The 15,024-nt window shown below is 65.0% G+C and carries 14 protein-coding genes, 1 tRNA gene and 1 pseudogene; 9 read left to right on the top strand and 7 right to left on the bottom strand.

Going from position 1 to position 15,024, the window contains the following annotated elements:
• Window positions 1-31 precede the first annotated feature (31 nt).
• From fliF to JN531_RS10980, 5 genes and pseudogenes are all read right to left on the bottom strand, one after another.
• Entirely contained in the window at window positions 32-1,696 is a 1,665-nt protein-coding gene (gene fliF / locus JN531_RS11000; protein WP_228348914.1) for a flagellar basal-body MS-ring/collar protein FliF, read from the bottom strand.
• Window positions 1,697-1,707: 11 nt separating this feature from the next.
• Entirely contained in the window at window positions 1,708-2,001 is a 294-nt protein-coding gene (gene fliE, locus JN531_RS10995) for a flagellar hook-basal body complex protein FliE (RefSeq protein ID WP_494546341.1), read from the bottom strand.
• Window positions 2,002-2,101: 100 nt separating this feature from the next.
• Window positions 2,102-3,085: pseudogene (locus tag JN531_RS10990) on the bottom strand (sigma-54 interaction domain-containing protein); the annotation flags it as partial.
• A 124-nt stretch (window positions 3,086-3,209) separates the two neighbouring features.
• On the bottom strand, window positions 3,210-4,580 hold the full coding sequence (gene rpoN, locus JN531_RS10985; protein WP_228348911.1) for an RNA polymerase factor sigma-54: 1,371 nt from the start codon (window positions 4,578-4,580) through the stop codon (window positions 3,210-3,212).
• 650 nt (window positions 4,581-5,230) lie between these two features.
• Window positions 5,231-5,307, bottom strand: a tRNA-Val gene (locus JN531_RS10980).
• Between the two features lie 101 nt (window positions 5,308-5,408).
• Between JN531_RS10980 and cutA the strand changes: the two genes are divergently transcribed.
• From cutA to JN531_RS10940, 8 genes are all read left to right on the top strand, one after another.
• Window positions 5,409-5,723: a divalent-cation tolerance protein CutA gene (cutA, locus tag JN531_RS10975; RefSeq protein WP_228348910.1), complete on the top strand. Its 315-nt coding sequence runs from the start codon at window positions 5,409-5,411 to the stop codon at window positions 5,721-5,723.
• Window positions 5,720-6,127 carry a protein-disulfide reductase DsbD domain-containing protein gene (locus JN531_RS10970; RefSeq protein WP_228348909.1) on the top strand — a complete coding sequence of 136 codons (408 nt, stop codon included), beginning with the start codon at window positions 5,720-5,722 and terminating at the stop codon, window positions 6,125-6,127. The genes cutA and JN531_RS10970 overlap by 4 nt, the downstream gene beginning before the upstream one ends.
• Window positions 6,124-6,663: a TlpA family protein disulfide reductase gene (locus JN531_RS10965; protein ID WP_228348908.1), complete on the top strand. Its 540-nt coding sequence runs from the start codon at window positions 6,124-6,126 to the stop codon at window positions 6,661-6,663. The genes JN531_RS10970 and JN531_RS10965 overlap by 4 nt, the downstream gene beginning before the upstream one ends.
• 96 nt (window positions 6,664-6,759) lie before the next feature.
• A complete protein-coding gene (gene aroQ, locus JN531_RS10960) occupies window positions 6,760-7,203 on the top strand; it encodes a type II 3-dehydroquinate dehydratase (protein WP_228348907.1) in 444 nt (147 codons plus the stop codon).
• 40 nt (window positions 7,204-7,243) lie between these two features.
• Window positions 7,244-7,693 (top strand): acetyl-CoA carboxylase biotin carboxyl carrier protein, encoded by a 450-nt coding sequence (accB, locus tag JN531_RS10955; RefSeq protein WP_228348906.1) that lies wholly within the window; start codon window positions 7,244-7,246, stop codon window positions 7,691-7,693.
• A gap of 6 nt (window positions 7,694-7,699) precedes the next feature.
• The gene (gene accC, locus JN531_RS10950) at window positions 7,700-9,067 is read left to right on the top strand and encodes an acetyl-CoA carboxylase biotin carboxylase subunit (RefSeq protein ID WP_228348905.1); all 1,368 of its coding nucleotides are present in this window, start codon (window positions 7,700-7,702) and stop codon (window positions 9,065-9,067) included.
• A 93-nt stretch (window positions 9,068-9,160) separates the two neighbouring features.
• Complete coding sequence (locus tag JN531_RS10945; RefSeq protein WP_228348904.1) at window positions 9,161-9,475, top strand: rhodanese-like domain-containing protein; 315 nt, start codon at window positions 9,161-9,163, stop codon at window positions 9,473-9,475.
• Between the two features lie 24 nt (window positions 9,476-9,499).
• Window positions 9,500-10,816, top strand: a complete 1,317-nt coding sequence (locus JN531_RS10940) for a TolC family outer membrane protein (protein ID WP_228348903.1) — start codon at window positions 9,500-9,502, stop codon at window positions 10,814-10,816.
• Between the two features lie 82 nt (window positions 10,817-10,898).
• Here JN531_RS10940 and lysS read toward each other — a convergent pair whose 3' ends face one another.
• Window positions 10,899-12,395: a lysine--tRNA ligase gene (gene lysS, locus JN531_RS10935; RefSeq protein WP_228348902.1), complete on the bottom strand. Its 1,497-nt coding sequence runs from the start codon at window positions 12,393-12,395 to the stop codon at window positions 10,899-10,901.
• A 4-nt stretch (window positions 12,396-12,399) separates the two neighbouring features.
• Window positions 12,400-13,495 (bottom strand): peptide chain release factor 2 gene (gene prfB / locus JN531_RS10930; protein ID WP_228348901.1). Its coding sequence is split into 2 segments (ribosomal slippage): window positions 12,400-13,422 and window positions 13,424-13,495, totalling 1,095 coding nucleotides; the frame shifts between segments, so codons are not numbered across the junction.
• A 158-nt stretch (window positions 13,496-13,653) separates the two neighbouring features.
• Here prfB and JN531_RS10925 point away from each other — a divergent pair.
• Window positions 13,654-14,937, top strand: coding sequence for an OmpA family protein (locus JN531_RS10925; protein WP_228348899.1), 1,284 nt, complete (start codon window positions 13,654-13,656; stop codon window positions 14,935-14,937).
• Window positions 14,938-15,024: the final 87 nt, after the last annotated feature.

The following is a 15,024-nucleotide window of genomic DNA, read 5'->3' as shown; positions in this document are numbered from 1 at the left end:
CACGGCCGCACCCTTCGGTGGTTGATTGCCGTCAGCCATCATTGCCCACCCATGTTTTTACGACCTGCGCCACCCGTTTCGGGTCCTGGGCTACGGCCTGTCGGGCCAGTGCCATCTTGTCATCGAACGTCAGTGCTGCCGGCCCCTCGAGGGTGACCGGCGCACGGGGAATATCGCTGGCACCCGAGGGCAGCGCCTGCGGCACCGCCGGCGCCAACAATCGTCGCAGCGGTGCTGGATCCGTGAGGTTCTTCAGTAACGGCCGCAGCGCCAGAAACACGATGAGGGCCAACAGCAACAGGCCGCCAGCTTCGCGGGCACTATTGAGCACCCAGGCCTGCTGCCACCAGAGCATCGGCGCAATCTCCGGCACCTCCATTGGGCGGAACGCCGCCTGCCGTACGGTCAGACTGTCACCACGCGCTTCCGAGTAGCCGACCGCGTTCATGACCAGGGCCTCGACATCAGCGAGGGTGGCGGCACTCCATTCGGTGGCGGGCGCGGCCTCGCCCACCGGCGGCGTCAGAGCCGCCGGGTCAACTGCACCGTCAGCGGCGGGCGGCGCGCCAGCGGCGCCCCCCGCAGCGATGGGCGGATGATCGAGCAGGACCGCCACGGTCAGCCGCTGGATGCGGCCACTGGCGGTGCGGCTGTAGGCCATTTCCCGGCTGACTTCGTACTGGCGCCGCTCCTGGCTGCTGGTTTCAGCGGCGTTGCCGGACGACCCGCCGGCGGTGGTGACCGGTGCCGCTTCGCCTGGCAGGTTGCTGGCCGCGCCGGGGACGCCGCCGGGGATGCCGCCAGGCCCCGAGTTGGCGGTCGCCATGCCACGGGATTCACGACTGACCTGCTCCTGGGTCATCACCGCATTCGGGTCGACGGTTTCACGCGCCTGCTCGTTCTCGGTGCGGTCGAGCTCCACCATCACCTGTACCTCGGCCCGACCCACCAACGGCAGCAACAGGGTCTGCACCCGATTGACCAGGATCTCCTCGGTGCGGCGTGCCAGGTCAAAATGCTTCTGTGCTGCCAGCGTCGCCGGGTCGCTCTGCGACAACAGTCCGCCGCGGGCATCGACAACGGTGACGCTTTCCGGTTTGAGTTCGGGAATGCTGGAGGCCACCAGTCGCGCGATGGCATCGGCTTGCCCGGCCGCCAATTGTGCGCCGGGCATCAGTTCAAGCACGACCGAGGCAGTGGTGCTGACGCGATCGCGAATGAAGGCACTGGGCTTCGACATCGCCAGGTGGACGCGTGCCGAGGCGATGCCACGAAGCCCGCCGATCGTGCGCGCCAGTTCCTGCTCGAGGGCGTGCTGGTAGCGTGCACCCTCGAGGAAGCTGCTGACCCCGAACCCCGGGGCGGCATCGAGCACGTCCATGCCACCCTGTCCGACCGATACCCCGGCGCCGGCAAGATGCATGCGGGCATCCATCAGCCTGGATTCCGGCACCTGGATGACCCCCGCCCCCGGCCCCATCTGGACGTCGAAGCCAGCGCCGCGAAGTGACTCCGCCACAGCAGAAGCCTCGCGATCACCGAGCCCGGTATAGAGCACCGCCTGGGTTGCGCCGCGGCTCCACAACACCGCGGTAACGCCCGCAGCAACGGCAATTGCGACACCGACCAGCAGCAGGGCAGGACGCAGCACCAGAAGGGTTCGGGTCCAGCCTTGCGGAAGTGGGGTATCGGCCATGGATCAGGGTCCTAGAGCGGCATGTTCATGATGTCCTGGTAGGCCTGAACCACCCGGTTCCGGACCTCCACGGTGGCGCGGAACGCCACCTGTGATTTCTGCATGGCGACCATCGTGCTGGCGAGATCGCCCCGCCCCAGTTCGAATTCGCGCGCCATCTGCTGTGCATTCATCTGGGTCGCGCTGACCGCGCCGAGGGCTTCGCCCATGCGCTCAGCAAAGCTCGGTCCTTTCGCCGTCGTGGCATCCGCGACGCCAGGTATCGGCGCAGCCGGCAGGCTGCTGCGGCTACGCAGGGCGCGCATCTCGCTGAGCAGTTGCTGGATGTTGTCGGTGCCGATGGGATTCACGCGAGGGCTCCTGAAACGCCTGTCGGTCGACAGGCTGCAAGCGGGGGGAGTCCGATCAGGACTGGCTGAAATCAGCCGATGAAAGGTTGTACTTGCGCAGTCGCTCAATCAGCGTGGTGCGCGACATGCGCAGCAGTTGTGCCGCATGCGCGACAACGCCATTGGCCCGACCCAGCGCCTCTCGAATCAGCCCGCATTCGATTCTCGACAGGTGCTCGCGCAGGTCGATGCCTTCGGCGGGCAGCGGATCTGCTTCGGTGCGCGGTCCAGTTGGTCGCGACGGTGCCGCCGCCGGCAATCCCGGGGGACGATAGCGACCCGGCAAGTCGTCGACACCGGCAACCTCGCCCAGCACCGTGACCGCAACCCGCTCCAGCACGTTGGCGAGCTCACGAACATTGCCCGGCCAGCGCTGCAGTGCGAGTGCGGCCAGTGCTTCCGCATCGAGGCTGACGGCCGGACGACCCTGATCGGCCAAGCGCCGGCAGAGGGTCGTGACCAGCAGCGGAAGATCTTCCAGTCGATCGCGCAGTGCCGGCGTTTCGATCGGAAACACATTAATGCGATAGAACAGATCTTCTCGGAACAGACCGTCATTGACTGCTGCTTCCAGATCGCGATGGGTCGCCGCCACGACCCGGACGTTACAGGTGATCGTGCGGCTGCCGCCCACCCGCTCGAAGCTGCGCTCCTGCAGCACCCGCAGCAACTTCACCTGCATCGGCAGCGGCATGTCGCCGATCTCGTCGAGAAACAGGGTGCCACCCTCGGCCAGCTCGAAGCGCCCCTTGCGGGTGGTGATGGCGCCGGTAAAGGCACCCTTCTCGTGCCCGAACAGTTCACTCTCCAGCAGCTCCCCCGGAATCGCGCCGCAGTTGATGGCGACGAAGGGTTTGTCGGCACGCGCGCTGCACGCGTGAATCTGCTGCGCGATCACCTCTTTGCCGGTCCCGGATTCGCCGGTGATCAACACGGTGGTGTCATGCATGGCGACCTGGTCGATCAGTCGCCGGATCCGTTGCATTGAGGGTGCATCACCGGCCAGCGCCGGCGCCCGGCGCGGCGTGACGGCATGCGAGGAGGACGGCGCGATGTCGGCCGAATCGGGTTCCAACGGCAGCGAATCGAGGTTGAGCATTGCGGGACTCCCGTAGGACGTCAATTCAGGCGGACAAGGCGACGGCAAGCGGCGCGGCACGCAAGCGGGCCGAGGGATACCCCAGCGCCTCGCGATATTTGGCGACCGTCCGTCTGGCGAGACGCACGCCACGCCGATTGAGGTGCTCGACCAGAGCGCCGTCATCCAGTGGGGTGTCCTCGGTTTCGATCAATCGCTTCACCATGGCGCGAGCGGCGGCAGCGGCAACGCTGTCTTCTCCGGCGGCCTGGCTGAAGAAACGGCGGAGCTCCACCACGCCCTGCGGTAACGATACGTACTTGCCGTTGACCGCCCGGCACACCGTCGATTCATGGACCCCGACGACATCGGCGATCTCTTTCAGGGACAACGGCTTGAGCGCCTCCATCCCGTGCTGCAGCACCGGGAACTGGCGCGCCAGCACCGCTTGCGAGACGCGCAGCACGGTTTGACCGCGCTGCTGCAGACTCTTGATCAGCCATCGCGCTTCGGTGAGCTGGTGACGCAAGGGATCGGCATCCCGCCCGAGCCCTGTCAACAACGCTGCGGTTGCCCGGTTGATCCGCAATGCGGGTTGCCCGGCGCTGTTGAGTTCGACATGCCAGCGGCCGTCGCGGCGGACCACACAGACGTCAGGGACCACGGGGGTCGCTTCCTGTGGCGTCACACCCGGGCGGGTCGCCAGCCCACGCAGCAACCGCAGGGCTGCGGCGAAAGCCGCCGGGCTGGCGTGCAGGCTGCGGCGCAGCAGGTCGAGCTCTCGGCGCCCCAAACGAGTGATGCCGCGGCTGACAATGCGCAAGGCAAGGTCACGCGCTGACGACCGCTGCAAGCCGCGCAGCTGCAATTCCAGGGCCTCGTCGAGGTGACGCGCCCCGTAGCCATCCGGCCCGATCCGCTGGATCAGTGCCAACGCCTGTCCAAGCAGGGATTCGGCCACATGATGGGTGGTGGCAAGTTGCGCCAGCGGCGTCTCCAGAAAACCGAGTTCATCAATGGCATCGAGCACGATCAGCACTGCAGCCTGCAACGCATCCGGTATCGGTTCCAATGTCAGCGCCGCCAGTACTTGCGACAGGGGATTGGTGGCCTCCGGCGCCGGCACCTGATACTCCGGACCATCGCCGTCGAAACTGCCACCCCGCGCCAGGGTCGCCACCGTGGCGTCCCAGGGCAGCTCCGCCGCAGCATCGGCCGGGCTCCACACCGCATCCATATCGAGCGTGATGTCATCGTCCTCGACAAGTTCAGGCTCGGCGTCCAGCATCACGTTGTGGGCGAGCCACTGCTGGACCTCGGCTTGCAGTCCCTGGGCATTGAGCTGCAGCAGGCTGCTCTGCTGGATGCGCCCGGGGTGCGCTTTCTGCTGCTGGCCGATTTGAAAGGCTGCCTTCATCGTGGTTCTCCTCGCACGTTGGGGACCCGACACCGAGGGGGTGTTGGCTTTCCGTCATGGCGGTCAAGATCGCTCAGAACGTGGAGCACGCCAATGTAGGACGGCCCTGACGCATGTCAGGCCAAACCTGACCATCGCAGTGCAGCAAATGTGCGGTAGCAGGTGATGTCCCAGGACGCTGTACAGACGGAGGGCCCGCGGCCCGGGACAGACGGTCGCCTGCCGGTCAAGCCCGCCTCGGCGGGCGCGTTCAAACAGGCCGTGGGTTCGCGCGCCCACACCGCACCCACAAAAAAGCCCCCGGAGCGATCCGGAGGCGGTCCTGTATGGGGAGGCGCGATTGGACTCGACCCCGCTCCAGCGGGGCGTCTGCCCGCAGGGCAGACCACCCTCAAGCCCGCCTCGGCGGGCGCGGTCAACAAAGCGGTTGGTTCGAGTCCATGCCTTGGACACAAAAAAGCCCCCGGCAAAACCGGAGGCTATTTGTATTGGTAGGCGCGATTGGACTCGACCCCGCTCCAGCGGGGCGTCTGCCCGCAGGGCAGACCACCCTCAAGCCCGCCTCGGCGGGCGCGGTCAACAAAGCCGTTGGTTCGAGTCCATGCCTTGGACACAAAAAAGCCCCCGGCAAAACCGGAGGCTATTTGTATTGGTAGGCGCGATTGGACTCGAACCAACGACCCCCACCATGTCAAGGTGGTGCTCTAACCAGCTGAGCTACGCGCCTTCAATCATTTGAAGGGCGCGCATCGTAGCCTGCGCGCCCCGGCACCGCAACTGCTTTTCGCCTGCCGCACATCGCGCCTGGAATTGTTTACCGTATCGCCCATGCCCGAATGCCTACTGGTCACCGTCGCTTGCCCACCCGAAGACGCCGAGCGCCTGGCGACGCTCTGCGTCACGCAACGACTGGCGGCCTGCGTCACGATCCAGCCGGACGTCGTCTCGGTCTATCGCTGGCAAGGGGCGCTGACCCGGTCAGCGGAGTCGCTGCTGTTGATCAAGACCGCTGCCGATCGGTTCGAGCCGCTGCGCGAGGCCCTGCTGGCCGCCCACCCCTACGAACTTCCGGAGATCGTCGCAGTCCCAGTGACCGCGGCGCATCTGCCGTTTCTTGACTGGATCGTATCCGAAACCCGATGAGAGCCCTCGCACTCCTGCTGGCCGCACCGACGGTCGCGCTCGCTGGCCTGTGGCCGTCTGCTCAGCCGGAACTGCTTCCGGTCGAGGCGGCGTTTCAGTTGGAACCGGTCACCTGGCAGGCCGGGACCTTACGCGTCCCGCTGCGGGTTGCGCCCGGCCACTACCTCTATCGCGACAAGCTGTCGGTCGCCCCACTGGCTGATGCAGAACTGTCGCTGCCGGCGGGCGAGGCGTATCACGACGAGCATTTCGGTGACGTCGTGATCTACCGACATGACATCGCGGCCGAGGCCCCCATGGCAACGCCACCGCACACCGTGACGGTCCGTTGGCAAGGCTGTGCCGACGCCGGGATCTGCTATCCGCCGCAGATCCGAACGGTACCGGTGGAGGTGCTGCCATGAAGCTGCGCAGCACACTGGGGCTGCTCGCGCTGGCGCTACTGTCGGGGCTCGGTGGCTATGCCGCTTTTCATCTTTTTCAGGGGCACAAGTCTTCGGCAAGCGTTCCGGCGGTGGCCCCGGCCTCGATCACGTTGACCGACCTGTCCGGCACTACGCGGTCGCTGGCGGAATGGCGGGGACGCTGGCTGTTGGTGAACTTCTGGGCCACCTGGTGTCCGCCTTGCGTCAAGGAGATTCCGGTGCTGGTCGATGCCCAGAAGCGCTGGGGCGCACGCGGTCTGCAAGTCATCGGCCCGGCCATGGACGAGGCTGCCCCGGTCCGCACGATGGCGGAACGCCTGGGCATCAACTATCCAGTCATGGCGGGCGACGTCGATGTGTCTGCCGCCATGACGGCACTCGGCGACACCCTTGGCGCTCTGCCGTATTCGGTGCTGATCGCCCCCGACGGCAAGGTGGTCCACCATCAGCATGGCGAGTTTGATGCGGTGAAATTGGAAAAATTGCTAAAAGAGCATGTCAAGGCCGATTTCTGACCCGATCTGTCGGCATCTGGCCCGATCTCGCGGCGAAGTTGTCATGAAAGGGTCCACTCGGGCAGAATCGGGACTCCTTCGCCGCCGGACGCTGCCTTGTCTCATCTGCTGCTGATCAACGGCCCCAACCTCAACCTGCTGGGCACCCGCGAGCCGGATCGCTACGGCACGCGCACCCTGCCCCAGATCGAAGCCGAGCTGGGACAACAGGCGCAGGATCTTGGATTGAAACTGAGCTGCTTCCAGAGCAATCACGAAGGCGCTCTGGTCGATCGCGTGCAGGCCGCCCGTGAGGAGGTCGATTTCATCCTGCTGAATCCGGGCGCCTTTACCCATACCAGCGTCGCCCTGCGCGATGCCCTGCTGGGCGTCGCGATCCCGTTCATCGAGATTCATCTTTCCAACGTGCATGCGCGCGAGCCATTCCGCCAGCATTCGTATTTTTCCGATATCGCCGTCGGCCAGATCGTCGGTCTCGGCGCGCAGGGCTATGCCCTGGCGCTGACGGCCGCACACTCGCACCTGGCATCGTTGCGGTAAACCCAATCGCGTCTCCCCCCAACAACAGGATTCCTTCACGATGGATCTGCGCAAGATCAAAACCCTGATCGAGCTGGTCGAAAACTCCGGCATCTCCGAACTGGAGGTCCGCGAGGGCGAAGCCGCCGTCCGCATCAGCCGCGCCGCGCCGCAGGTGGTGACGATGGCTCCGCCCGCTCCGGTCGCAGCAGCACCAGTGGCTGCACCCGCGCCGGCAGCCGCACCGCCACCACCGGCAGCGCCGGCCGTCGACAACCGTCACGTGTTGCGCGCGCCGATGGTCGGCACGTTCTACCGCTCACCCTCTCCCGGTGCCAAGCCGTTCGTCGAAGTCGGTCAGACCGTGAAGGTCGGCCAGACCCTGTGCATCCTTGAAGCGATGAAGATGCTCAACCAGATAGAGGCCGACAAGGCCGGGGTGGTGGTCGAGGTACTGGCCGAAAACGAAAAACCGGTGGAATTCGACCAGCCACTGTTCATCATCGAGTAGCGTTCGATGAAGGACATCAAGAAGATCCTGATCGCCAACCGTGGCGAAATCGCCCTGCGCATCCTGCGATGCTGTCGGGAGCTCGGCATCAAGACCGTTGCCGTGCATTCCACCGCCGACCGCGACCTCAAACACGTCTTGTTGGCCGACGAGGCGGTCTGCATCGGCCCGGCACCGGCGCCGAAGAGCTACCTCAACATGGCGGCGCTGATTTCCGCTGCCGAGGTCACCCAGGCCGATGCCATCCACCCCGGCTATGGCTTTCTGTCCGAGAACGCCGACTTTGCCGAAAGCGTCGAGCGTTCCGGATTCATCTTCATCGGTCCACGCCCGGAAACCATCCGCCTGATGGGTTCGAAGACCAATGCCAAGGCCGAAATGATCGCGGCCGGCGTGCCCTGCGTGCCCGGCTCGGAGGGTGTGTTGCCGGACGACGAGGAGGTCTGTCTGGAAACCGCCGAGAAAGTCGGCTATCCGGTGCTGATCAAGGCAGCGTCGGGCGGTGGCGGACGCGGCATGCATGTGGTGCGCTCGCCCGAAGACCTGCTGCAGAAGATCCAGCTGGCGCGCACCGAGGCGCAGAACGCCTTCAACGACGCCTCGGTGTTCATGGAGAAATATCTGGAGACGCCGCGGCACATCGAGTTCCAGGTGCTGTCCGACGGCGAGGGACATGCCATTCACCTCGGCGAACGTGACTGCTCGATGCAGCGGCGCAACCAGAAGGTGGTAGAGGAATGCCCGGCCCCCGGCATCACCGACGAGCAGCGTGACACCATCGGCAGTCTCTGCGTGGAAGCCTGCAAGCGCATCGGCTATCGCGGCGCCGGCACCTTCGAGTTTCTCTACGAGAACGGTGGCTTCTACTTCATCGAGATGAACACCCGCATCCAGGTCGAACATCCGGTCACGGAAATGGTGACCGGCATCGACCTGATCAAGGCACAGATCCGCATCGCCGCCGGCCTCGGCCTGAAGAAGCAGCAGAAAAACGTGCGCATGCGTGGTCATGCCATCGAGTGCCGCATCAATGCCGAAGACCCGCGCAAGTTCATTCCGTCGCCGGGCGAGGTAAAGAAGTACCACGCTGCGGGTGGCCCGGGCATCCGCATCGACTCGCATGTCTACCAGGGTTATCGGGTACCGCCGAACTACGACTCCATGGTCGGCAAACTGATTGCCTGGGGATCGGATCGCAAGAGCGCGACGGCACGCATGCGTCAGGCGCTGTCGGAGATGGTGCTGGAAGGCATCAACACCAATATCCCGTTGCAGCAGCGCATCATGCGGGACAAGGTGTTCTGCGAGGGCAGCCACAACATCCACTACCTTGAGACCATGCTGGAAGACTGGGCCAAGGAACCGACGCAATAGGCCATCGGCCCCCGGGTATTCTGAACTGCCCGGTTCAGTATTTGGACCGGGCGGTGCTAGACTGCCGGCCGGACCTCCCCCGGCACCTTGTCGATGCCTGATTGCAGCCCTGCCGATGCCGCCCGCGGCCTCAACGCCGCCACCCTTGTCGTGCTTGATGTCCGTGAGCCGGATGAGTGCGCAGTTGCGACCATTCAGGGGACGCTGTGCATCCCGATGGGGGAGATACCGGCGCGGACCAACGAACTCCCCCGCGACCTGCCGATCGCCGTGCTCTGCCATCACGGCATGCGCAGTGCGCAGGTTGCGGCATTTCTGGAACGTGCCGGCTTTCCGACGGTCTTCAATATCCCGGGCGGCATCGACCGCTGGTCCATCGAGGTGGACCCGTCGATCCCGCGTTACTGACCCCATTTCACGCCGAGAGGGCTTATGCACGCTGCCTCCCGTTTCCTGATTGCGCTCTGCTACCTGCCGGCCGTCGCCGGCGCCAATGAACTGCTCACGGTGTATGACCGGGCGCTGACCCAGGATGCCACCCTGCAGGCTGCCGGGCACGCACGCGACGCGGCTGCCCAGGCTTATCCGCAGGCACGTGCCGCCCTGCTGCCGCAACTTTCGGCGGGCTATGGCTACGCCTATACCGATTCCGAAACCGAGTTGCAGGGCCAGCCCCCGCAGACGCGCGACGGCACCAACCGCAGTCTCGACGTCACCCTCAACCAGGCCTTGTTTGACTGGAGTGCCTTTCAGCAACTTGACCAGGCCAGCCAGCAGGTCGCGCTGGCCGACAGCCAGTACCTGGCAGCCCGTCAGGATCTCGCCCTGCGTGTCGCTCAGGCGTACTTCGGCGTGCTGTCCGCCAATGACACCCTGCGTTCGGCGACAGCCGAAAACGAAGCGGTGGGGCGCCAGCTCGAGCAGGCAAAAGAGCGGTTCGAGGTTGGCTTGTCCGCGATCACCGATGTCCAGGAGGCACAGGCACGCTTCGACCTCACGGTGGCCCAGCTGATCGACGCCGAACGCGCCGTTCAGGCGGCCAACGAGGCGCTGGTCGAGATAACCGGCGCGCGCGCGGCTGGCGTCAGTCAGCTGCAGGACGAGATCCCGCTGCCGGCGCCGGCGCCGGCCGACAGCGCGGCCTGGGTCGACGCCGCGCGCGAAGGCAATCTTGCGCTGCTGGGGTCGCGCTATATCGTGGCGGCCGCCGAAGCCGGGGTGAAGGTTGCCCGTGGCGCGCATCTGCCCACCGTCGGCGCACGCGCCAGTTATTCCGACAGTACCTCGGAAACCGGGGTGTTCCCCGCTGACACCACCCAGGAAAGTTATGGCGTGCAGGTCACCCTGCCGCTGTTCAGCGGCCTGGCGGTGCAGTCGCGGGTGCACCAGGCGAGGAGCACGCTGGAGCAGCGCCGTAGTGAACTCGACGGCACCGTCCGCAATGTCGAGCGTCAGACCCGTGACGCCTATCAGGCCGTGGTTGCCGGCGCCGCCCGTACCAAGGCCCTGAAACAGGCCGTGGTCTCCAGCCGCACGGCGCTGGAGGCCAGCGAAACCGGCCTTGAGGTCGGCACCCGCACCGCCATCGACGTGCTCAACGCCCAGCAGCAGCTGTACCTGGCCGAACGCAACTATCTGCAGGCCCGCTACGACTACCTGCTGGCGGTGCTGACATTGAAGGCCGTTGCCGGTCGCCTGGGCCGCGACGACCTGGCGGAGATCGACGCCTTATTGGTGGCGGCGAGCTGAGTGCTGACCGCGCCGTACCGCGTGGCCGCGGGAGCACCGAGCGTTGGTCTAACTTTCCGGCCGCATGGCCGGGTGCACCGGTCTAACTTTCCGGCCGCATGGCCGGAAAGAGCAACACATCCCGGATCGAGGGGGCGTCGGTGAGGAACATCACCAGGCGGTCAATCCCGATCCCCACGCCGGCCGTCGGTGGCAATCCGTATTCCAGGGCCCGGATGTAGTCGGCGTCATAGACCATGGCTTCGTCATCGCCGGCATCCTTGGCGGCGACCTGGGCCTTGAACCGGGCAGCCTGGTCATCGGGATCATTGAGCTCGGAGAAGCCGTTGGCCACCTCGCGGCCGCCGAGGAAGAACTCGAATCGGTCGGTGACCTCGGGGTTATCGTCATTGCGACGCGCCAGCGGTGAGACCTCGGTGGGATATTCGGTGATGAACGTGGGGTCCATCAGCTTCGCTTCCACCGTCTTCTCGAAGAGCTCGGTCAGCAACTTGCCGGCACCGTATCCCTCCTTGACGTCGCCTCCGACGGCACGGACCTGTGCGGCCAATGCCGCACGATCGTCAAAGCCGCTGAAGCCCGGATTGAAGTGGGCCACCGCATCGCGCATCGACCAGCGGCGGAAGGGCTGATCAAGATCGTAGTCGCGTCCGTCGTAGCGCAGTTGGGCACTGCCATTGACGGTGACGGCGCAATCGCGCACCAGGGTTTCGACCAGATCCATGGCGTCGCGGTAGTCGGCGTAGGCCTGGTAGAACTCGAGCATGGTGAACTCGGGATTGTGCCGGGTCGACAGCCCCTCGTTGCGGAAGTTGCGGTTGATCTCGTAGACCTTTTCGAACCCTCCCACCACCAGTCGCTTGAGATACAACTCCGGCGCAATGCGCAGGTAGACATCCCGGTCCAGCGCGTTATGGCGCGAGACAAAGGGCCGCGCCGTGGCACCACCAGCGATCGGCTGCAGCATCGGCGTTTCCACCTCGACAAAGCCGATGGCATCCAGAAAGTTGCGGATGAAGCGCACCGTCTGCCCGCGCTTCTCGAACACCGCTCGCACTTCCGGATTGACGATGAGGTCAACATAGCGTTGGCGGTAGCGGACTTCGGTATCGGTCAGCCCGGCCCACTTCTCCGGCAACGGCCGCAGGTTCTTGACCAGGGGCTGCAGGGTCTCCACCCACAGCGACAGCTCGCCGGTCTTGGTTTTGAAGACGCGGCCGGACACGCCGAGAATGTCGCCGACGTCCGCCGTCTTGAACATCCGGTACGTCTCTTCGCCAAGCGTGTCCCGCTGACAGAAGATCTGAATACGGCCGGCGCTGTCCTGCAACTGACCAAAGCTGGCCTTGCCCATCACCCGCTTGGCCATCAACCGCCCGGCCAGCCGGAAACGCGCTTCCACCTGCTCCAGCTGCTCGGCCGACTGCTCGCCATAGGCGCCGTGCAGATGGTCGCTGAGGGTGTCGCGGCGGAAGGTGTTGGGGAAGGCCTGGCCGGCTGCACGCTGTGCCGCCAGCTTCTCGCGGCGGGTGGCGATGAGGTGATTCTCGTCCTGCGGCGGCGTCGGGGTATCGGTCATGTGGCTATAGGCCCTGCTTGAGACTCGCTTCAATGAAGGGATCGAGATGGCCATCCAGCACTTTCACGGTGTCTGCGATCTCTACCCCGGTACGCAGATCCTTGATCCGCGACTGGTCCAGCACATACGAGCGGATCTGACTGCCCCAGCCAATGTCGTCCTTGGCGTCTTCCACCGCCTGCTTCTGCGCATTGCGCTTCTGCATTTCCATTTCGTAGAGCTTGGCCTTGAGCATCTTCATGGCGCGGTCACGGTTGGCGTGCTGGCTACGTTCGGTCTGGCAGGCCACCACGATGCCGGACGGCACATGCTTGATCCGGATCGCCGATTCAGTCTTGTTGACGTGCTGCCCACCGGCGCCGGAGGACCGGAAGGTGCCGACATCAAGATCAGCGGGATTGATTTCAATCTCGACGTTGTCGTCAACTTCGGGGCTGACGAACACACCGGAAAAACTGGTGTGCCGCCGGTTGCCGGAGTCGAATGGGCTCTTGCGCACCAGCCGGTGAACACCGGTCTCGGACCGCAACCAGCCGAAGGCGTAGTCGCCCTGGACGAAGATGGTGGCGGACTTGATGCCGGCCACCTCACCATCCGAACGCTCCATCAGTTCGACGGTAAAGCCCTTGCCGTCCGCCCATTTGCTGTACATGCGCAGCAGCATTTCGGCCCAGTCCTGCGCTTCGGTGCCGCCGGAGCCGGCCTGGACATCGAGGTAGGCATTGGCGGCGTCCAACTCGCCGCTGAACATCCGCTTGAACTCGAGGTCCTCGGCAAACGATTCAAAGCGCTCGACATCGGCAGCGATCTCGCGGATCGCCCCGGCGTCACCTTCCGCTTCAGCGAGCGCCATCAGCTCGTCGGCATCGGCGAGCCCTCTCAGCGCCTCGGTGATGGGGTGGATCACCGCCTCCAGGCGAGCCCGCTCGCGACCCAGGTCCTGCGCCCGTTTGGCGTCATTCCAGACCGACGGATCCTCCAGCTCGGCATTCACCTCGACGAGGCGGTCCTGCTTGACATCGTAGTCAAAGATAGCTCCGCAGCGCGTCGAAACGCGTCTGCAGAGCCGTGATCCTGCCTTTAATCTGATTCGGTTCCATGGAGAGCCGGGGGAATGGGGGGTGTGTCGAAGGGCGCGCAGTATGCCAGTGCAGCCCCGCCCGGTCACGCCGCCGCCACGCTGCTATCATCATCCGATCGGGCCATAACCGATACGGGAACTGACTAGGGGAGCACCATGTTATTGCGAACAAAACTGATGGCCGCACTGTTGGGCGCCGTCTTTGCACTGCCCACTTTCGCGCAGCAGGAAGAAGATGCCGACACCCGCGCGCTGAAAGGCCGCACCTGGTACGTCTCGCCGACGGCCAGCTACATTCTTGCTGATGAAGATCGTGGCACCGATGACGGCTACGGCGGAACGCTGGCGATCGGCAAGAAGGTCACCCGCTCGCTGACGTTGGAACTGATGGCGAGCTACAGCCAGATGGACCCGGATCCGGCTGCCGGACTGCTCGACAACGGGACATTTACCCTGTCGGGTGTTGGCGTCGGCTTGATGCTGTTCCCGTCGCGCAGCATCCCCAACCTCTATGGCCGCGCCAACGTGATGCACGGTCAGGGTGAAGACCACCCGGGCCTGATCGCCAACTACGACACGACCCTGCTCGATGTCGGCCTCGGCTATCTGTTCGAGATTACCCCGAAGATCATCATCCGTGCCGAGGCGCTGTACCGTCAGGACCCGCACAACCGGGCACTGGCCGGCATTCAGCCGAAGGACAACAGCGACTTTTATGACGGCGTCTACAACCTCGGCCTGGTGATTCCGCTTGGCCACACGCCGCCGCCCGACCCCGAGACCATCGACACCGACGGCGACGGCGTGCCCGACTACCGCGATCAGTGCCCGGATTCCGCGCCCGGGAGCCAGGTCAACGAGACCGGCTGCGAGCTCGATACCGACGGCGACGGCGTGCCGGACGGTCAGGACCAGTGTCCCGACACACCGGCGGGCGCCCAGGTCAACAGCAGTGGTTGCCCCATCGATTCAGACGGCGATGGCCTGCCGGACGACATCGACGAATGTCCGAACAGCCCAGCGGGCGCCAAGGTGCTGGAAAACGGCTGTGCGCTGGCCGGAGACTGTCGCCGTCCGCGTCCGGGCGAAGAGGTTGATGCCAATGGCTGCGCCGCCAACTACTCGTTCATCCTCAAGGGCGTGAAGTTCGAGTTCGACTCAGACCGCCTGACCGCTGACGCCAAGGAGATCCTCAACAAGGTGGCCGAAACCCTGATCGCCTATCCGGAGATTGATGTCGAGGTCGAAGGGCACACCGACTATCTCGGCACCGACGCCTACAACCTGGGGCTGTCCGAACGTCGTGCCATCGCGGTGAAGGAGTATCTCGCCGGCCGTGGTGTCGCCCCGGAACGGATGATTCCGGTCGGCTATGGCAAAGCGCGCCCGATCATGGACAACACCACCGAAGAAGGTCGCGAAGAAAACCGCCGGGTAGAGCTGCGCCCGGCCGAGATGTAACCGGTTCGACATCTGAACCAAGCCCGCCCGGCTGCAACCGGGTGGGCTTTTTTTTGCGCCCAGCATGCCCGCCATGGCGGTGCCGGC

This window comes from Flagellatimonas centrodinii, from assembly GCF_016918765.2.
GTDB classification, from domain to species: Bacteria; Pseudomonadota; Gammaproteobacteria; order Nevskiales; family Nevskiaceae; genus Polycyclovorans; species Polycyclovorans centrodinii.
Note: the sequence above shows the minus strand (reverse complement) of the source record. Positions and strands in the feature narration are given on the sequence as shown.

Excerpts from the sequence above, each read along its gene's own strand:
- fliF (WP_228348914.1), bottom strand. The coding sequence starts at position 1,696 with ATGGCCGATACCCCACTTCCGCAAGGCTGGACCCGAACCCTTCTGGTG.
- fliE (WP_494546341.1), bottom strand. The coding sequence starts at position 2,001 with ATGCGCGCCCTGCGTAGCCGCAGCAGCCTGCCGGCTGCGCCGATACCT.
- rpoN (WP_228348911.1), bottom strand. The coding sequence starts at position 4,580 with ATGAAGGCAGCCTTTCAAATCGGCCAGCAGCAGAAAGCGCACCCCGGG.
- cutA (WP_228348910.1), top strand. The coding sequence starts at position 5,409 with ATGCCCGAATGCCTACTGGTCACCGTCGCTTGCCCACCCGAAGACGCC.
- JN531_RS10970 (WP_228348909.1), top strand. The coding sequence starts at position 5,720 with ATGAGAGCCCTCGCACTCCTGCTGGCCGCACCGACGGTCGCGCTCGCT.
- JN531_RS10965 (WP_228348908.1), top strand. The coding sequence starts at position 6,124 with ATGAAGCTGCGCAGCACACTGGGGCTGCTCGCGCTGGCGCTACTGTCG.
- accB (WP_228348906.1), top strand. The coding sequence starts at position 7,244 with ATGGATCTGCGCAAGATCAAAACCCTGATCGAGCTGGTCGAAAACTCC.
- accC (WP_228348905.1), top strand. The coding sequence starts at position 7,700 with ATGAAGGACATCAAGAAGATCCTGATCGCCAACCGTGGCGAAATCGCC.
- JN531_RS10945 (WP_228348904.1), top strand. The coding sequence starts at position 9,161 with ATGCCTGATTGCAGCCCTGCCGATGCCGCCCGCGGCCTCAACGCCGCC.
- JN531_RS10940 (WP_228348903.1), top strand. The coding sequence starts at position 9,500 with ATGCACGCTGCCTCCCGTTTCCTGATTGCGCTCTGCTACCTGCCGGCC.
- lysS (WP_228348902.1), bottom strand. The coding sequence starts at position 12,395 with ATGACCGATACCCCGACGCCGCCGCAGGACGAGAATCACCTCATCGCC.
- JN531_RS10925 (WP_228348899.1), top strand. The coding sequence starts at position 13,654 with ATGGCCGCACTGTTGGGCGCCGTCTTTGCACTGCCCACTTTCGCGCAG.